Genomic DNA, 17,536 nt, shown 5'->3' with positions numbered 1-17,536 from the left:
CGCCCTCGTCGGTTTCGACGCTACTGGTCTTCACCACCACGGCAGCACCCCCTTCGATCTCAAGGGTGTCGTCTCGACTGTCCCATCGTCCTCGACCTCCAGACTCCTCCGTCTCGAAGCCGTCTTCGTCGATTTCCGTTCCGGCTACTCGAATACCGAGCAGTGACTGTTCGGTTATCGAAAATACTCTTAATGCCGAAACCTCGCGCTGATGGGTGCACCGCTAAAAAACGACCCGTGACCGATGAACTGCCTATCGGTCGTCAGCCGATATCGATTTCGACGTCACCGTCGTCGTCGTACTCGATTTCGGCGTCCTCACCGTCGACCTCAATGTCGCCGTCGTCAGTTTCGAGGTCGATGTCGTCCCCTTCGGCCTCCAGTTCGTCGTCCTCATACTCGACGTCCGCGTCGTCGTCGATGTCTACCTCGACATCGTCACGTTCGAAGTCGACGTCGTCGCTCTCGGCGTCGAAGCTCTCGTCTTCCTCGTACTCGACGTCCGCGTCGTCGTCGAGTTCGAAGTCGGTATCGTCGCTATCCACCTCGATGTCTTCACCGTCTGCCTCCAATTCGTCGTCTTCCTCGTACTCGAAGTCGTCGGCGTCGTCCACCTCGAAGTCCTTGTCTGGAGCGTCGATGTCGACGTTGGTGTCGTCGAAGTGGTCTGCGCTAGCTGTGCCGACGGCCAGTCCGCCGATGGCTGCGATGACCAGCAGGCCGACCGCGAAGATCGATGCAGTCTTGAACAATTTCTCTCGCATCGTATCTGGACAAAGGCACGACAGCCACATGAATCTAAGATAACTGACTAGTCACTCGTTGAATATAATGTTAGCACCTAACACCGCACTGGGGTGCTAACCGACCGCTCAGGTCCGCCCGTGCAAGCGAGCGATCCGACTGTTTGATTGCATACAGCGTCTACGTCGACAGTGCGGTGTCTGGAGAGTGTGCGGAGCGCCGTCGGTCACTCCCGCTCAGGCGTATTTTACGTCCACAGTTCGAGAGTCAAAAAATGATCGCGGAAGGTTACTCTCCGGGGTCGCGAGTGAGTACGGCTCAGTCGCTCTCGACATCGACGGTGTCGCCGCTGCTCTCGATGTCGTGGTCGTCGTCTTCCACTTCTAGTTCATCATCGTCCTGTTCGACGTCGATTGACGTGGACTCGACTTCGAGTTCACGCTCGTCGTTCTCGAAGTTGACGTCGGCCGTCGTCGCTTCGAGTTCGTCGTCGTCCAGTTCGACGTCCGCGTCGCCGGTCAGTACGTCGAGTCCGGCGAAGTCGTTCTCGAAGTCGGTGTCGTCGCTCTCGACCTCTAGCTCGTCGTCGTCCTGTTCGATGTCGGCATCTCGGGACTCGACCTCGACGCCGAACAGGTCGTTCTCGAAGTCGATGTCGCGGCTCTCGACGTCGAGGTCATCATCGTCGACCTCGATGTCGTGGCCGTCGTCAGCCTCGAATTCGGTCTCGTCGTCGTCCTTCTCGAAGTCGAGGTCGTTCTCCTCGGCCTCAACGTCGAGAGAGTCGCTGTCCTGTTCGATGTCGTGATCGTCACTCTCGAATTCGAAGTTATCACCGTCGAGGTCGATGTCGATGGAGCCGCTACCACTTGCCTCGATATCGACGCTCCCGTCGCTGTCGACCTCGTAATCGAGGGTATCATCCTCGATTTCGACGTCCCCGTCTCTCTCTTCGATCTCGATCTCGTCGTGTTCGACGTCCACATCGTCACCGTCCTGTTCGAAATCGAGACCGTGGCCGTCAGCGTCGTCCTCGATGTCGATTTGGTCACCGTCCTGTTCGATCTCGGTCTCACCAGCTTCGACGTCGACTCGGTCTCCACCGTCGGCGCTCTCGAAGTCAGTGTCGCCGACCTCGACGTCTGCATCGTCGTCAGCCTGTTCTATTTCCGTCTCGTCCACCTCGAGGTCGACCGCGTCACCGTCGCCCTCGACCTCGAGGTCGGTCTCGTCGGCTTCTATCTCGGCGCCGTCACCGTTCTGTTCTATCTCTGTGTCGTCTACCTCTACGTCGACCGTGTCACGGCCGTCCTCACTCTCTAGATCGAAGTCGTCGGCTTCAACCTCGACGTCGTCGCCGTCGTGTTCGACCTCCAACTCGTCGCTCTCTACGTCGACGTCTGCGGCGGCCGGCACGGCCGCGCCGACCAGCATCGTCAGCGTGAGGACCGCGACAAGTGCGGTCTGTATCGTTCGGTACATATGTCAGTGGTCGTCACAGCCCTCAGCCAGAAACGAGCCGCGAACTGCAACCGTTTCCGACTACGGAGCCGCCCGTTATAACGTTATTATTCCGCCCTAGTTATGGGATTTTATGCGCCATAGTACGTAACCGTACGGAGAGAAACTCACCCTCGGGTCACTCAGATTGTGCTAACGAACATACTGTTACACTCGGAATGCGGGGCGGCGCTGGTCGCCGACAAAAATGAAGGCCCGGTCGAACCCGGGTGGTTCGCCTGACGTCGACGCTGGCGGACGTACCCGCCAAGCGGCGAGTCGCGAACCGTGACTATTTAGCGGGCAGTGGCTCGTACACGAACAGGTCGTGGACTTCAGGCATCGATCTCGATTCTGCCGTCGTCGTCGATTTCGACTTCCACGTCGTCACCGTCGACCTCGACGTCGAGGTCTCCGTATTCGATGTCGATATCGTCACCCTCCGCCTCGAGTCCGTTGTCGTCGTAGTCGACGTCCGCGTCGCCGTCGATTTCGACGTCGAGGTCGTCACGTTCGAATTCGAGACCGTCGTCGCTCTCGGCTTCGAACTCCTCGTCCATCTCGTACTCGACATCGGCGTCGCCGTCGAGTTCGAAGTCAGTGTCGTCGCTATCGACCTCGATGTCCTCACCCTGTATTTCTAGCTCGTCGTCTTCCTCGTACTCGAAGTCGTCGGCGTCGTCCACCTCGAAGTCCTTGTCGTCGCTCTCAACCTCGATGTCGTTGCCGTCGAAATGGTCTGCACTCGCTGTGCCGACTGCGAGACCGCTCACCGCCGTAAATACGAGCAGAGCGACCGTAATCGTCGAACTGGCTTTGCGCAGGTACTGTCTCATTGCAGTTGTACAAAGGCGCTGCCCCGTAATAACTATAATCTAACTGATTGGTCATGTAGCGGAAATAAGTAAGTACCTTACACCGTGCCGACTACGTTACCGCTCGCCGAATAGCGACGCCGAGTGTTGCCGCTACCCGTTCGAAAAAATAAAAAGCCGATCGGTACCGGTAGTTAGCGACCGTTGCTCTCGACTTCGACGGTGTCGCCGTTGCTCTCGATGTCGTGGTCGTCGTCTTCCACTTCGAGTTCGTCGTCGTCCTGCTCGATGTCCGCGTCGTCAGTCGTGAGTTCGGCTTCGTTGTCGTCGTTCTCGAAGTCCGCGTCGGCCGTCGTCGCTTCGAGTTCGTCTTCGTCCTGCTCGATGTCGGCGTCGGCCGTGGTCACGTCGGTGCCGGCGAAGTCGTTCTCGAAGTCGACGTCAGCCGTCTCCGCTTCGAGTTCGTCTTCGTCGAGTTCGACGTCCGCGTCGTTCGATTCGGCCTCAATGCCGGTAGCATCGTTCTCGAAGTCGGCGCCGTTGGTCGTCGCTTCGACGTCGTCACCGTCGACTTCGATGTCGTGGTTGTCGTCGGCCTCGAAGTCGGTCCGACCGTTGTCCTTCTCGAAGTCGAGGTTGTTCTCGTCTGCCTCAACGTCTAAGTCGCCGTTGCTCTCTTCGATTTCACCCTCGTCAGTCTCGACCTCATAGTCTCCGTCGTCGAGGTCGATGTCCACGTCGCCGGCGTCCTCGGTCTCGATGTCGAGGTCGCCGTTGTCGTTCTCGTAATCAACGTTCCCGTTGAGTTCGATGTCCGAGTCGCCGCCGACCTGCTCGATTTCGGCCTCGTCGTGTTCGACGTCGACGTCGTCACCGGACTGCTCGAAGTCGAGGCCGTGACCGTCGGAGTCGTCTTCGATGTCGACCGTGTCACCGTCCTGCTCGATGTCGGAGTCTTCCGTCTCGAAATCGACGAGGTCACCGCCGGCGTCAGCCTCGAAGTCGGTGTCGCCGGCCTCGACTTCGGCGGCGTCGTCGTCCTGTTCGACCTCGGTGTCGTCGGCGTCAAGGTCGACTTCGTCACCATCTTCCTCGCTCTCGAAGTCGGTGTCACCGGCTTCGACCTCGGCGGCGTCGTCGGACTGCTCTATCTCCGTGTCGTCAGCCTCGACGTCCACGTCGTCGCGGTCGTCTGCCGTCTCGAACTCGGTGTCCGCGGCCTCGACGTCAGCGTCGTCCCCGTCGTGTTCGACGTCGAGATCCTCGCCTTCAATGTCTACCTCGTCGTTGTTGTTCTGTGCCACTGTTGCGTCCCCGGTGTGTCCGTGACTCGCCGCGGCCGGCATCGTCATGCCGAACGCGACGGTCACGGCCAGGAACATCGTCAACGCGAACTTTAGCGTGCTATTCATAGGTTGGTCGTCACAGCAGGCGGGACAGGGAGGTCGTTGGCCCCGACTGTGACAGCATCAGAGAGTACCGGCCAGACCACCATAAGGGTAAGACAACTGATTAGTCACAGTATAAACACCCAGTTAGCGTATAACCGTGTCGAGCGCTGCTTTCGGTAACGACAGCGGGGAACTGGCTAGAGAGAAACTGACTGATTCATTACCCGATTAATACGAGGTAACGTGGTGACCGCCGTGAAAGCGAGTGTAGAACCCTCGTCGTCTCTCTCGTTCGTTAACTTATCACATTCTCGGTACGTCGCAAACCAGCCGGACATCACCTCAAGATTGTCGCCCCTGTGATGAACGGCGTCTACCAGTCCTGCCCGCTGGTCGAGAACGCTACCGGTTCCGAGGTGGCCGTCTCGCCGCCGTCGGACCGTGCGTAGGCGACGTACAGATATTCGGTGCCGCTCTGCAGGTCGATGACGTTCGTTTCGAAGGTGCCGGTGGCAGTTACGGACCCCGCCTCGACGTTTTTAACGGACGACTCGCCCGCTCCACGCTCCCAGTAGCGGAACCCGGTCTCGACCGCGTCGAACGGACCCAGCGAGGTGACCTCGCCCCGCAACGTCGCGCCGAAGGGTCCGACGTCGTCGGCGGCGTTAGCGATGACGGCGAGTCCGTCGGCCGTCGTGAACGTCGTCTCGTCTCCGAACACCGCATCCCCGCGGGCAGGTGCGGCCAGCGCACGCACGGTGTACGTAGTCTCTGGGTCGATATTGCCGATAGTCCGGCTGAACCGCCCGGTCTCCTGTCGTTCGACGGTGTCGGTTAGCTCTCGGGTCGCGTCGCGGTCACCGTCGATCCAGTACTCGAAGCCGACGTCAACGGCGTCCCGGCCGGCCAGCGACGTCAGGTTCCCCGTGACGCTCGCAGTCGTAGCACCGACGTCACTGACGGACTCCGTGGCGACCGTCACACTAGGCGGGTCTTCCCCGGTCGTGAATCGGTGCGTCGACCCGATCGCACTGACGGCACCGGTACAGACGGCCCGGTAGCGGTACTCCAACTCCCGGTCGAGGTCCGAGAGCGTCGCCTCGAACCGGCCTGTCTCGGACCTCGAGCCGGCCGTCTCGCGGGACGCAGCGTCCGCAGACGCGTCACTGGGCCAGTACTCGATGCCGACGGTTACGCTGTCGGTTCCGAGTAATCGCGTGAGTCGACCAGTGACTGTCGCCGACGTGTCCCCGACACTCTTGACGTACCCCGTCTCGACGGCGGCTGTTGGTTCCAGACTACCCTTCGCCGCCGCGGCACAGTCCACGAGGCCGGCACCCGATTCGTCCACGTCGAGGGCGATATCTTCGGCGGTCTCCAGTAGTCGTGCGCGCGCTTCTGCAGGCGTGTACCCTGCTTCGACGAGAAGCGCCGCGGCGCCGACGACGTGGGGCGTCGCCATCGACGTCCCGGAGAACTCGTGGTAATCCCCGCCGACGATAGTCGAGAGGATGTCCGTGCCCGGTGCCACGATCTCGACGGCGTCGCCGACCGAGGAGTAGTCTGCGAGGTCGTCGTCGGGTTCTGTGGCCCCGACACACAGCGTCTCGGGATATGCACCGGGGTAATGCAGGCAGTCGGAACACGGACCCTCGTTCCCGGCCGGAGCCACGACGAGCATCCCGTTCCGTTCCGCGTATTTGACCGCGTCGTGAACGATGTCCGAGGGTGACTCCGACCCGAGGCTGATGTTGGCGACGTCACACCCCTGGTCGGTCGCCCACACGATGCCTTCCGCGACGTCACTACCCGACCCGCTCCCGAGGGCAGTCATCACCTTCACGGCGTGCAGTGTCACGCTGGGTGCGACGCCGAGAACGCCGCGAGCGTTGTCCCGTGCCCCGACGATACCCGCACAGTGGGTCCCGTGCGAGTGGTCGTCGTCCCACTCGTACCGGCACTCGTCGTCCCCGCAGGGCGTGACTGCGTACCCGTCCCCGAGGTTAGATACGAGGTCGGGGTGGTCACTGTCGATACCACTATCGATGACAGCGACGTCTATGCCCTTCCCAGTCAGTCCGTCACCGTGGACCCCCGACGCCCCGATTCGTTCGCACCCCCACGGCATCCGTTGGCCCAGTGGGTCGAAACCGTCCTGCTGTTCGACCGTGCCGACACCCGAACGGGGAAACTCGACGTCGACGTCCTCTTCGACGTATCTCACACCAGCAGTCCCCTCGAGTGCCGAGGCAGTCGTGGATTCAAAATAACCGACGACAGCGTCCCCGAGAGCGCCGAGGTCGACGGTTTTTTCTACTGCTGCGGACTGCTGTACCACGCTGTCTGTCCCAAACTGAGAGTCAGTCCCGACGACCCACCGTTCCGTCGACGTCGAACGGTTCCCGGCCGATGCGACTCCACTCCCGAACAGTCCGAGACCGACTGTCTTCGTGAACGCTCGACGGGTGACCGGACCTATTTTTCTGCACTTGTTTGTATCCGTCATAGGCTACCACATAGTTGGGTGGTTACAGTCAGGTAATGTAGTAACTGTATAAAAGAATTGTTCAAGAATCGTTGAACGAACGTGTACTCTCGGCGAACACGATTCGACGGTTCGGACAGTTTCGGTCACTGAAACACGTATCGTTCACTCGGACACCCTCCCGGGCTGGTCCCGTATGGATGGCATACGTCGGGTAGACGCCCTGCTCCGTTCGAGTGGGGACGCGGGTCCGTCTCGGTTACTACCTTTCGGGACGGTAAGGCCGTGAGCGGCACACGAGCGAGGGAATATACGCGCGGAGCGAGCACAAACGAGACATGGACGGTCTGACCGGGTTCCAACGCGATATCCTCTACGCGCTCGTCGGACTGGAGTCGCCGCACGGACTTGCAGTACAGGCAGAACTCGACGAATACTACAGCGAGTCCGTTACACGCGGTCGCTTGTACGCGAACCTCGACGAACTGGTCGACCGTGGATTCGTCCACAAGGAGCGGCAGACGGACCGGTCGAACCAGTACACCCTGACAGACCACGGGGTGCGGGCTATCGTCGCGCACCGCCGGTGGACCGAGCAACAACTGCTGGACGCGCTCCAACGTGGCGGGCAGTAACCGGCAACCGATAGCGGCCCACGTCGACAGAAAGTGACGCTCGGGGGCACAACCAGTCGACCTGCAGCGGTTGCTCGCTATCTCGCCCGTCGGCCGAGGAGAGCCGAACCGGCGACGACGACGAGGACCACACCGAGGACGAACAATCGATCAGCGCGACTGCGATGGAGGGCCGATGGCGTTTCACCGGTCGGAACTGGTCGGTTTGCGTCGGCACTTCGGTTATTTTGGGCTTCCCGGACGTTTGGAGTCCGCCGGGCCGGGTCCGACGCCGACGCCGGCGCCTCGACTGTCAGCGACTGAATCGGTCGGTGACCGGTCTCGGGAGTCGTCGAGTCGGGCCTCCGCACCGCCGAGGCGTTCGCTCGACCGATGGACGCACTCGCGGTGACCACGTCACACGAACGATGGAAGGAAATATCGACGGCTGGCCCGTCGAATCGACCGTCCCCGTCGGTGTCAGCGTGCGGGACGGCGACGGCGGTGAACGACTCGTTCGGCCGGCGGTCCAGCGGTATCCGGACGTCTCGCCGTACCCCGGCGTCGAGTCGCTCGCTTACCCCCACCACGTCGAATCCGCTCGCATCGTAGACCACGACGAATCCGCCCGCCGGGAGGCGGACGGCGTCGATGTGGATACCACTCACTCCGGCCGACTGGTTGCGGAGTCGGACCGCCGCAGGCGACCGGTCGACGACCCGGACTGTCGCAGTGGGGCCGCGTTCGTTGTGGGGCGAGACGGCGAGGGTCGTGTTCGGTTCCACGTCGGAGAAGTTAGCTGTCCCATCGAACCGTCCGGTAGACTCGACGCTCGTCTCCGGAAGCGCCACTGTCCGGCCGTCGGTCCCGTGCACTCGGAGGTGGAGTGACGTACCCGGTGCGAGGGTACTCTGGCCCATGATTCGTTGACAGGATGCGGGGCGGACGTGGCGCGGTCCATCGACCGTCACGCGACGCTCGACGATCTGCCAGTCGGCGACGGCGGTTCGCTGGCCGTCGAGGGCACCGTTCGTCCGGCCGACAGTCAGGTTCGTCTGCAGGTCGTCGGCAGGGCCGAGCGTCCGCGTCGCACCGTTCGGCTTCCTGAGCACGGCTCGCGCGGTGTCGACGACGAGGAACACCGTCCCGTTCCGTGTGTCCGTAACGACCCTGAATCCGTCCGCAGCGGCCGTCGAGCGCAGGTCGAGACGTGCTGGCGGTTCGTTGGGAGCAGGGTCCCGCTCGCGAACCTGGACCGAGAACGAATCCGAGGACGCTACACCGTCGACGAACGCGTCCGTCACGTCCGCGTCGTCCGGAGGGTTAGCCGCGAGCCAACCGACGAGTCCGGGCGCTCGGAGTTCGAGGACGGCGACATCGCCGTCCGCGACGGTCGTATCGCTCGTGAGTGGTCCCCGGTCGTTGGCTGCCCTGACGGCCTCGACACTATCTAGCTCCGCGTAGTCGGCCGCAGGTGCGGTCAGTGTTCGTGGCCGCTTGACCGAACGGTTCTGGACCGCCACGAGTCCTGCGTGTTTCTCGCGGCCTCGGACGGACAGGGCGAGCGGATAGTTCGCGACGTCGAGTGGTGGACTCGCAACCGGGTCGGTGTGTAGTGTCACGTCCCGTACGCGCCCGTCCGTCGCAGCATACGCCCGTTCGTTTGCCGCCACCGAGCGTCCGGCGAGCCACGCGTTCATCGTCAGCAATACGACGCCGTCACCGTCGGTGTCCACTACCTCGGCCGTGGTGTGGTAGTTGACTGCCGGAGACCCGATGGAGACGGTGGCACGGTCGGCGTTGCGCAACCGAATCGGGACCCGCACGACACCGCCTTCGCCAGTCGTGTGAACCCTCGTCGTGAAGGCAGCCGCCACGTCCTGCTCACCGAACCGGACTACTGGCACGGACGCGTCGGCAGTGCTGTCGGTGACCACGATGTTGAGGACGTACCGACCTCGTTCCACCCCCGAGAGGTTCAGCCGAACCCGGCCTCTCTCGGGCGTCACGCGGATCGCGACGTCGTCCCCTCGTTCAACGGGCCTCGAACCGTCGACCATTCGGCCGAGTTCGGCCGTCGATAGCCCATCGGCTCTCACCGTCACGGTGTACTGCGCCCGATTCGAATCGAACTTGAGCGTAGTGGGTCTCGTCGCGACTGACGCGTTCTCGGTAGCGACTGTCAGGTCTTGCGTGCTGACGGTCACGGCCGCCCGTCGGAGCGCCGCTTCGTCGCTCACCGGCGTCCGCTCGACGACCCGGCCCTCGCGGTCGAATCTGAGGACGCGTCCTTCCTCCGACACGACGACGTACCGACCATCGAGTCTACTCGTATCGACGACGACCTCGGCGTTCTCGTCGAGCGTGACCGCCCCGAGGCGAATCGGTCCGCCGTCGGAGAGTTCGTATAGCGTCCAGACCGCGTCGGCATCGGCGGCGACTCGGTCGCTCTTCAGGAAGCGGTCGCTCCCGCGCCAAACCCGCCGACTGGACTGCCAGTAACTGTCGGCCCTCTTGGCACTGACGGCGCTCGTGTTCGCGACGAGCAATCGAGCCTCGGCCTCACCCCATCTTTCGAGACGCGCGCCCTCGGCTGGTTCGGCTGCGTGGGTGGCGTTCTCCGCCGCGTACACTGTCCAGACACCGGCTGCGTTCGGAACCGAACCGAGGTCGAACTCCGGCGACGGCCCAGTGGCCATCAGGTCTGAAGACGCCTGATACCGGTCGTCTCTGGAGACGACGACACGGACCTCTCGGTCGCCGTCTGACCGAACTACCGTCTCGAAGCGCGCGTCGTCGGCGACGACACTGTCGTTGGCATCACCCGACGTCTCCAGTACCTCGACAGCCGAAACCATACTCGGTTCTCGGTCCGGCACTGCCGTCGTGTTCACGTTGCCGGCCTCTGCCGTGGCTATCCCGACGACGGCAGGACTTGCGAAGGCCCCGACGAGGAGCCACGTGACGAGAACACAACTACGGAGTGCCGGATGTACTGACATATTGACGGGCCCTGCGCCCACCGTGTTGGGTTTCGGGCGTACACGCATAATCTCTGGCTTACCCGACCACCGGCCGATTTCGGCGACGAAACGGCGCCCGCTCGTCGGTCGCCACTGGCTCCGGTATGCGTTGGTACGTTCTCGTAACTGTCTCACTGAGGAGTAATCGAGTATTTAAGACTCTAGCCTATGTAGTTTCTATTGGGACGAATCGACAACGGTACCGAGCCCACACCGGCATGACTCAGAAATCACCACAGCCATCGGCATTTGCCGACGACGTCACGTCTGTTTACGAGTCACTGCTGCAGGACATCCGTGCCCGGGACGACGGTCTGGGTTCGACCGCTCCCGACGGTATCTCCGTCCCAGCGGTGGCCGAGAACCTGCGACTGCCACTGGAGCTCTGGGTGTACGGAAAGAAGCCGACGCGGACGGTGCCTGCACTCGTCGCGTACGACGACCGCGTCGAGGTGGTAGAGACGCAGCATCTAAAGCTACTCGTGGGCCTCGATGTGTTGGTGACGATGCTCGACGAGTTCATCGACACGGCGAACGCGAGTACTCAGGACCGACTGCAGGTGGCGGTCAACGTCGCGTTTGCGAGCCTTTTGTCGTTCGTGAACGTCCCCAACGTGAACGCCGAGGCGATAACCGAGACGATAACCGAGTACCTCGTCGAGACCGCTCGTATCCCGTCAGTCGAGCGTGCGGTACACAGGGAACTGGTCCAGACGGACTCGATCGACGACGCAGTAGCACTGATGCAGTTCGCGTACGCCTACCGTGCCCGTGACATCACCGCCTTTGGTCAGGTCCCGGGTGTTCTCTACGATATCGACGAGGACACCGTCGACCGGACGGTGCGTGACCTCGTGACGTACAGAGCACACTCTCTCGTGTTCGACGACATAAGAGACGTTCGACAGGACGTCCACAACGGGGTCCAGACACCAGTCGTCTGGTTACTGTGGACTCACGACGACGTCTCGATTGTCCGGGACGTGCTCGCGGAGTTGTTCGCTCAGTTCGAGTACGCGGACACACCCTACCGATATACCCTCCGCGAGCTGGAGCACGAACCTGACGACGTCGAATCAGCGCTCGAAGCGGGGAAGAACGCTCTTTCAGAGGAATCAGCGTGTCTCGAGTCGACCTCCGTGTCCGAAGACCGTAAATAGAGTAACAGCCTCCCTGTGGTGAACTGTGACGATCATCGTCGGATCTTTTTATATCTCCTCCCATCGGTCTCGACAGCCCTCGCTACAGAACGTGCGTATCGTGATCAGACTGTCCGTCGACGTCTCCGCCGTGACGATATGCCACGTATCGGTCTCTATCTCCGCACCACAGACCGCACATTCGTTGGTTGTCTCGCTCTGTAGCGTGTCGTTGCCGTTGGATACCATGTGTTCCAGGCTGCGGGCCCACTTGTTGATACGGACCGTGGGTCAATCACTCTGCCGAGTCGCACGTGGGTACCGACGTAAGCAGGTTCGAGCTGCCGAACCATGATTCGAATCGCGAAACACCCCCGTCGTGTCAGTGAGCGCGCTGACGACCGCTCTGTCCACGTCGACAGCCAGCCATGCCACGGCTTTCGAGAGCCAGCCGTCTATCTCTCCGTATCCGATACCGGGCGGGTCGCGGAGCTGAGGTACTCTTCCCACCGGTCACGCCCCCACGCGTACGCTCGGTCTGAGTCATTGATCAGCACTCCCTCTATGTCTCCAGTGTCGTCGTAAACGATGATTGCGATTTCCTGTGTTGGCTCTTCGACAACTAGTAATCCGTACGGGAGTTCGGCGTCGGTCACCCAGCCACGGAGATCGTCTATCTCTAAGGCCGCGGTGAAATCTTCTTCGTAATCTGTAATGAGATATTCGAAGACCGGTCGTTCCCACACAAGCTCGGCCTCCAGTTCACCGGACAGGACCTGTCGAGAGAACAGTTCGACGTAGCGTGGCAACACGACCGGTGCAGTCCCGTTCACCGAGGACGCTGCCTCGACGAGACGCTCGATTTCTCGGACTGGTTCGTTCGGTGCGTGCCGCTTCGAGAGTGATATTTCGGCGTCTTTTACGACATCGAACGGTATCTCGACGTCCGGCGGGAGAACGGCCAGTAGTCCACCGGTACGGCAAACGTCGTCGGCTCTGTCGCGGAAGCGTCGATATTCGTCGTAGAGAAGTCGTCCGAACACGGTCAATTCGTGACCGTCATCACCTCGGCGGACTAGTTGTAACCTCTCCAGTTCCGACGTAGCCTTGTACGCCGTCGACCGCGAGACATCTAGAGCGTCCCGGATATCCCGGTTGTACTTGGGGCCGTCCATCAGACAGTCGATGACTGACGCGCGCCGCGAGACGATGTCTACGGCCTCGTCGGTGTCCCTCCCTGTGTCTTCGACCATGCTGTTCCTCCTCTAGAATAACGGTGTTCGGACGTTTAGCTGTTTGGTCCCCCCGCTGCCTGCTGTCGATATCGGTCTGAAATCGACTTACCGCGAAGATAGTGAATTAGAGTTGGTAGTCCAACGTTTAAGATATAGACTCCTGTACGTAGATGCGTACTCGTAAGCGCAAATCCGTTCGATCCGGTCCAGTGATGCTACCACGTGACCAGCCTCCGAGCAATCTCTGAAGAAGGTGCGACACATCCTGACCGCCCCGGAGTCTGTTCGCCTCACACGTGCGACCCGACTATGACCACAGACCACCCTGCACACGACAGGCCCAGACGAACTGACACGCTAGATCCTCTGCCGGCCCCGCTTTCGCGGGTCCAGTCGCATTGCTCCCGGTCCGGCCTCCCGCTGACCGATTGGTTGTACAGTCTGCAGAACCGTCCCCTCGATGCCTGCCTCCGCTGTGATATGGCTGACTCGACGCTATTCCTCACGTGGCACGCCGACGAGCAGGGGTTGTACGAGACCGAGCGAACAGCAGACGATGTGATTGTTGGCCCCCAGCCCGCAGGACCAGTCCGCACGGCAGCAGCTATCGAGACGGCCCGGGTAGTGACGCTCGTCCGCAGAACGGACACCCCTTTGCAGTGGTCGTCTGGACAGTAGTATCGCGAGACAACTTCTACTGTGCCTTCTGGCGAATCAAGCCTACTGCGACGTTACGCTCTGACCGTGTCGTGAGCGACTCACCGTCACGTACGTAAAATATTATATTATTTTAATCAAAACAACGTCATACCCGGTATCGAAGACCGAACTGACGTCTCCCGGTCGCTCGTGCGTATCACTCCCCGTCGTCGAACACGTCCATCCGACCGATACAAATGTCAGCACCCGCTCACAAGTCCAACGACGAAAACCGACTCTCGCGAGACGAAATCTTCCACATACTCAGCAACAAACGCCGCAGATTCATTCTGGAATACCTACGGCGTACAGAGGAACCGGTGGGATTAATCGACCTCGCAAAGTCTGTCGCTGCATGGGAGAACGACAAACCGCGAGAGGAATTGACTGTCGACGAACGACGCCGAATGTACGTTTCACTCTATCAGTCACACGTGCCGAAGCTCTCTAGCGCGGGACTCGTCGACTACGACACGGACGAACAGACCGTCGCGTCCGGCGACACCATCACGCAGATAGAACCGTATCTCGCCGGACGTCGGACAGGACCCGACTGGTATTTGTATTATTTGTTGGTCGCAGTGTTCGACATCGGCCTGCTCTCTGCCAGTGTCACACCGTTCCCCGGTCTCTGGCCGCTCGAAAACGTACTGTTGGTCGTAGCTGTGTCGTTTCTATTGCTGGCGTCCGTCCACTTCGTCGTCGAGCGAAAAAAGAAGGGCTGGAACCCAGGTCGGTCGATGAACGAAGCGTATAATTAGTACCACTGACCGACGTACACTGTGCCAGCGTGCAGTAGCAAGAGAAAAATGAACGCCTCGATCATCGGGAGAGTTTCGAGGCCTGTCGCCAGCAACGGAATGTATAAAAAGGGGAGTGTGATAGCGAGCCAGAACCCTACTCGAGTCACTACCGCTCGGACGTAGTGTTCGACTCGCTTGATCATACCGGACGTGGGGCGAACCTGCTTCGGAACGACAGTCATCGCTCGGAACAGATGGGGTGTTGCGTGTGGGGCCGCTGTCCGTGATCGGTGCTGGGCAGGAACTGGCGATCAGGTGACATTGATTGCCCCCTCCCGAACTTTGTCGATAACCGAATCGAGTGCGATGCCACGGTTGGTCAGGGAGTACTCCACGCGGAACGGTCGCTCACTGACGATAGTACGCTCGACGAATCCGGCCTCCTCTAAGTTGTCGAGACTCTCCGAGAGAACTTTACTGGAGATGTCGTTGATTTCGGTAAGCAAGTCGCTGAACCCGAGTGGACCGTCTCGAAGAAGTTCGTGTACGATGACGAGACTCCACTTCCGTCCGAGAACGTCTGAAAGTGACAACAACTCGTTGCGCGTGCGTACTGATTCTGGCTGTCTCGGCCTGTTCTGTATATCACTGTGCTCGGCGGCAGCGGCAGTCGCTTTGCGGTCGGGACACATGGTATCCACACTAACCTTTAGACTGTGGTATCATATCCCTTGTACCGACCACTCTGGTACTCGCCCACCCAACATAGTTTGGGAGCAGCTGACGTGGACACCAAAAGCCGAAACGTCCGTCCCATCGTAATCAACTATTCGATGAAGTACCGTCTCTATAATCGCCGCCCACGTTCTGTCTCAACTCTCTGGAACACTCACGAACGCTGCTCAGGAGGGTAACAGTGGGTGGCTTGCTTGGCGACCTATGCGGCGACCGACGCGGTTTGGCTCCTTCTTCTCGATCTGACGTATCCGGGTAGCTCCTCGCAGCAGAACGATTCCAGCGCGTCAGATCCCGACGACAACGAATGGGTGTCTGTCGAGAGTCGACTGTCCAACCAACAATAGTCGGCCGGGTCAGCGTCCGGTAATCTAGAATGTGCGATTGCAGATCCCTCACCACGTACCAATTCACCCGGCCTACCACAGACACCGGACCGAACTCTGAGACCCATATTTTCTAACATGCGTACTCGTGTTACTAGCTTCGGAGTGGGCAAGTAACGGGCGAAGGGCCGCCGCACGACGAGTGCAGCTCGTGATGAAGACGATTGAGAAGGATAGGAGCTATGTTCGGCCCGTTTCAGAGCGACCGACCGTATCGTACCGAACTCCTTACCACACAAAAGAATCGAATAATCAAACCAATAGCCGTACGGTAACGCAGTTCAGTCGGTATCGGGCGAGCGAAATAAGCGGCAAATACGGATAGTATCCTCACGAAACATCAAAATAAGTGAAATAATACATAGACGAACGGACCGCCATTCTGTCTCTGCCCTGCAATCGGAGGCATGACGGTAGAAGTCGATACCCGACGCCTGTGCATAAGAGAAACATGAGGGGGCGAACTATATGTAACGATAGCATCATTGTTCTCTGTGCGACCCGTCGTGTCCGATTCACGAATAGCTCCAGACGAACATCCGAACAGCCACGCGGCGAGGAGTGTATGTCATTAGACAGTCAGACCCGATGTGAGTTCTTGGGTCGGGTAGTCGACGATATGACTACGAGTATCCTCGTGGCAGACGAAACTGGTCAGGTTGTGTACGCGAACGAATCTGCTGGTGAATTACTCAACGTCGATATTGCCGCTATCGAAGGACAATCTGTCGATAGTGTGCTCTCAAACGACACCGATGGTCTATCACTGGACGAACTGCGGGACCGACCTCTCACCCATGGGGAGTCACATCGCGGGACAGTTACGGTGCGTGGGCCAGATGGACCGCTGTCGGTGTCTCTCTCGGAAAGTGCGCAAAACGAACGGCAATTCTTCGCTCTCTCTATCGAACGTGGTGGCTGGGAACGGCCCTCTGGAGACGCGTTTCGTGAGGCGATTGGTGGGGAGGCGTTCGAGACAGTCAACGACGCTATCCTCGTGTTCGACCCGGAAGACGGTACGTTCGTCGACTGTAACGTGCGCGCGTGTTCACTGCTCGGCTACGACCGAGCGGAACTCCTGTCGCTCACTCTCGAGGACGTCCATCCCGACGATATGGATCGGTTGAACTGGCTGTGTTGAATCGCCATAAGGCGGTGGAATTCACTGTTTCACAGCCCGCTTGATGTTGTAGACGACACACATCAGAGCGATTTCTCGGAACTCACGGAACCAGGAACGCGATCGCACGGCGAAGCCGAGCGAGCGCTTCACAGCCGAATTGACGGTCTCAGTCATTGAGCGCTGATTGTAGCGTTGTTTGTCGATTCTGGCGTTGTGAGCGTGGTCGTACGGAGCGAAGATACGGTGCTTGATGAGTGGTCTGATGCCGAGTTCACGCAGTGCTTCGCGGAGCGCTTGCTTGTCGTAGCCTTTGTCAGCCGCCAGAGACCGCAGATCGCCCGCGTTCCGGCGGGCGATCTGCTCAGCGAGGTCTGCGTCGCTTCCTTCCCGAGTCGTCGAACAGTGTACGTCAAGGACTGCTTGCGTCTCTGTGTCGACGAGTTTCGTGACTTTCAGCTTCTGCACGCGGTAGCTTATTCGCTGACAGTAGTGTCGGCTCGCTGCTGAGCGTTCGTAGAATGTAGCGTCAATAGCGGCGTGTTTCGAAGGATCGTGTAGCTGCGCCGACTGGCGCAGCAACACTCGGCAGATACTCATACTGATCCGATCGAACGCTTTACACAACGTGGACGGTGAGGGGAGATCGGCTGCGTCAAGGCCGATCTCCCCGGTTATTTGTGGCATCTCCTTGAGCAGGTCGATGGTCATCCGGTAGGACGTATCGAGGTAAATCCGCAGACAGTGCAGGGAAACGAGGGCGTAGTCGGCGAATCCGCCGCCACCTTCTGGGGCGGCGGATTCGTCTCCATCGCCAGTAACTCTTTGAGAAATCGGGACGATTTCGCTAGTGAAGCGGGAGATTTGGGTCATGAACAACTGAAGTCTCCCGCTTCAACTCCTTCGA

The 17,536-nt window shown here is 60.1% G+C and carries 15 protein-coding genes and 1 pseudogene; 5 read left to right on the top strand and 11 right to left on the bottom strand.

Annotation, left to right across the window (positions count from 1 at the left end):
- Positions 1-263 precede the first annotated feature (263 nt).
- The 5 genes from EGH21_RS21245 to EGH21_RS21225 all read right to left on the bottom strand — a co-directional run bounded on the left by EGH21_RS21245 (position 264) and on the right by EGH21_RS21225 (position 6,788).
- On the bottom strand, positions 264-764 hold the full coding sequence (locus tag EGH21_RS21245; RefSeq protein ID WP_220620415.1) for a hypothetical protein: 501 nt from the start codon (positions 762-764) through the stop codon (positions 264-266).
- 298 nt (positions 765-1,062) lie between these two features.
- Complete coding sequence (locus EGH21_RS21240; protein WP_220620414.1) at positions 1,063-2,226, bottom strand: hypothetical protein; 1,164 nt, start codon at positions 2,224-2,226, stop codon at positions 1,063-1,065.
- A gap of 353 nt (positions 2,227-2,579) precedes the next feature.
- Positions 2,580-3,080 (bottom strand): hypothetical protein, encoded by a 501-nt coding sequence (locus tag EGH21_RS21235; RefSeq protein ID WP_220620413.1) that lies wholly within the window; start codon positions 3,078-3,080, stop codon positions 2,580-2,582.
- Between the two features lie 173 nt (positions 3,081-3,253).
- Positions 3,254-4,471, bottom strand: a complete 1,218-nt coding sequence (locus EGH21_RS21230; RefSeq protein WP_220620412.1) for a hypothetical protein — start codon at positions 4,469-4,471, stop codon at positions 3,254-3,256.
- Positions 4,472-4,823: 352 nt separating this feature from the next.
- On the bottom strand, positions 4,824-6,788 hold the full coding sequence (locus tag EGH21_RS21225) for a S8 family serine peptidase (RefSeq protein WP_220620411.1): 1,965 nt from the start codon (positions 6,786-6,788) through the stop codon (positions 4,824-4,826).
- 485 nt (positions 6,789-7,273) lie between these two features.
- On the opposite strand from EGH21_RS21225, the gene EGH21_RS21220 reads away from it, so the two are divergent.
- A complete protein-coding gene (locus EGH21_RS21220) occupies positions 7,274-7,570 on the top strand; it encodes a PadR family transcriptional regulator (RefSeq protein WP_220620410.1) in 297 nt (98 codons plus the stop codon).
- A gap of 77 nt (positions 7,571-7,647) precedes the next feature.
- Here the strand turns inward: EGH21_RS21220 and EGH21_RS21215 are convergent, their stop codons facing one another.
- Positions 7,648-10,551 carry a DUF7282 domain-containing protein gene (locus tag EGH21_RS21215; RefSeq protein WP_220620409.1) on the bottom strand — a complete coding sequence of 968 codons (2,904 nt, stop codon included), beginning with the start codon at positions 10,549-10,551 and terminating at the stop codon, positions 7,648-7,650.
- A gap of 239 nt (positions 10,552-10,790) precedes the next feature.
- Between EGH21_RS21215 and EGH21_RS21210 the strand changes: the two genes are divergently transcribed.
- Positions 10,791-11,732 carry a hypothetical protein gene (locus tag EGH21_RS21210; protein ID WP_220620408.1) on the top strand — a complete coding sequence of 314 codons (942 nt, stop codon included), beginning with the start codon at positions 10,791-10,793 and terminating at the stop codon, positions 11,730-11,732.
- Positions 11,733-11,780: 48 nt separating this feature from the next.
- On the opposite strand, the gene EGH21_RS21205 is transcribed toward EGH21_RS21210, so the two are convergent.
- Positions 11,781-11,960 carry a DUF7576 family protein gene (locus EGH21_RS21205; protein ID WP_220620407.1) on the bottom strand — a complete coding sequence of 60 codons (180 nt, stop codon included), beginning with the start codon at positions 11,958-11,960 and terminating at the stop codon, positions 11,781-11,783.
- Between the two features lie 206 nt (positions 11,961-12,166).
- Complete coding sequence (locus tag EGH21_RS21200) at positions 12,167-12,964, bottom strand: helix-turn-helix transcriptional regulator (protein WP_220620406.1); 798 nt, start codon at positions 12,962-12,964, stop codon at positions 12,167-12,169.
- An 878-nt stretch (positions 12,965-13,842) separates the two neighbouring features.
- On the opposite strand from EGH21_RS21200, the gene EGH21_RS24810 reads away from it, so the two are divergent.
- Positions 13,843-14,406 (top strand): DUF7344 domain-containing protein, encoded by a 564-nt coding sequence (locus tag EGH21_RS24810; protein WP_425433323.1) that lies wholly within the window; start codon positions 13,843-13,845, stop codon positions 14,404-14,406.
- On the opposite strand, the gene EGH21_RS24895 is transcribed toward EGH21_RS24810, so the two are convergent.
- Together EGH21_RS24895 and EGH21_RS21190 are read right to left on the bottom strand one after the other, a co-directional pair.
- Positions 14,403-14,630: a DUF8028 family protein gene (locus EGH21_RS24895; protein WP_483867068.1), complete on the bottom strand. Its 228-nt coding sequence runs from the start codon at positions 14,628-14,630 to the stop codon at positions 14,403-14,405. The genes EGH21_RS24810 and EGH21_RS24895 overlap by 4 nt on opposite strands.
- A gap of 69 nt (positions 14,631-14,699) precedes the next feature.
- Complete coding sequence (locus EGH21_RS21190) at positions 14,700-15,080, bottom strand: winged helix-turn-helix transcriptional regulator (RefSeq protein ID WP_236035743.1); 381 nt, start codon at positions 15,078-15,080, stop codon at positions 14,700-14,702.
- A gap of 880 nt (positions 15,081-15,960) precedes the next feature.
- On the opposite strand from EGH21_RS21190, the pseudogene EGH21_RS24805 reads away from it, so the two are divergent.
- Both EGH21_RS24805 and EGH21_RS24630 read left to right on the top strand, forming a co-directional pair.
- Positions 15,961-16,344, top strand: a pseudogene (locus EGH21_RS24805) (PAS domain-containing protein); the annotation flags it as partial.
- An 18-nt stretch (positions 16,345-16,362) separates the two neighbouring features.
- A complete protein-coding gene (locus tag EGH21_RS24630) occupies positions 16,363-16,650 on the top strand; it encodes a PAS domain-containing protein (protein WP_328765735.1) in 288 nt (95 codons plus the stop codon).
- Positions 16,651-16,671: 21 nt separating this feature from the next.
- Here EGH21_RS24630 and EGH21_RS21180 read toward each other — a convergent pair whose 3' ends face one another.
- Entirely contained in the window at positions 16,672-17,502 is an 831-nt protein-coding gene (locus EGH21_RS21180) for an IS5 family transposase (RefSeq protein ID WP_220620402.1), read from the bottom strand.
- Positions 17,503-17,536 lie beyond the last annotated feature (34 nt).

Origin of the sequence: Haloarcula rubra (assembly GCF_019599465.1) — an archaeon.
Lineage (GTDB): Archaea > Halobacteriota > Halobacteria > Halobacteriales > Haloarculaceae > Haloarcula > Haloarcula rubra.
Note: the sequence above shows the minus strand (reverse complement) of the source record. Positions and strands in the feature narration are given on the sequence as shown.

Bases quoted from the DNA above. Each gene is read 5' to 3' on its own strand.
- EGH21_RS21200 (WP_220620406.1), bottom strand. From the start codon at position 12,964: ATGGTCGAAGACACAGGGAGGGACACCGACGAGGCCGTAGACATCGTC.
- EGH21_RS21210 (WP_220620408.1), top strand. From the start codon at position 10,791: ATGACTCAGAAATCACCACAGCCATCGGCATTTGCCGACGACGTCACG.
- EGH21_RS21205 (WP_220620407.1), bottom strand. From the start codon at position 11,960: ATGGTATCCAACGGCAACGACACGCTACAGAGCGAGACAACCAACGAA.
- EGH21_RS21230 (WP_220620412.1), bottom strand. From the start codon at position 4,471: ATGAATAGCACGCTAAAGTTCGCGTTGACGATGTTCCTGGCCGTGACC.
- EGH21_RS21235 (WP_220620413.1), bottom strand. From the start codon at position 3,080: ATGAGACAGTACCTGCGCAAAGCCAGTTCGACGATTACGGTCGCTCTG.
- EGH21_RS21220 (WP_220620410.1), top strand. From the start codon at position 7,274: ATGGACGGTCTGACCGGGTTCCAACGCGATATCCTCTACGCGCTCGTC.
- EGH21_RS21180 (WP_220620402.1), bottom strand. From the start codon at position 17,502: ATGACCCAAATCTCCCGCTTCACTAGCGAAATCGTCCCGATTTCTCAA.
- EGH21_RS21215 (WP_220620409.1), bottom strand. From the start codon at position 10,551: ATGTCAGTACATCCGGCACTCCGTAGTTGTGTTCTCGTCACGTGGCTC.
- EGH21_RS24810 (WP_425433323.1), top strand. From the start codon at position 13,843: ATGTCAGCACCCGCTCACAAGTCCAACGACGAAAACCGACTCTCGCGA.
- EGH21_RS21245 (WP_220620415.1), bottom strand. From the start codon at position 764: ATGCGAGAGAAATTGTTCAAGACTGCATCGATCTTCGCGGTCGGCCTG.
- EGH21_RS24895 (WP_483867068.1), bottom strand. From the start codon at position 14,630: ATGACTGTCGTTCCGAAGCAGGTTCGCCCCACGTCCGGTATGATCAAG.
- EGH21_RS21240 (WP_220620414.1), bottom strand. From the start codon at position 2,226: ATGTACCGAACGATACAGACCGCACTTGTCGCGGTCCTCACGCTGACG.
- EGH21_RS21190 (WP_236035743.1), bottom strand. From the start codon at position 15,080: ATGTGTCCCGACCGCAAAGCGACTGCCGCTGCCGCCGAGCACAGTGAT.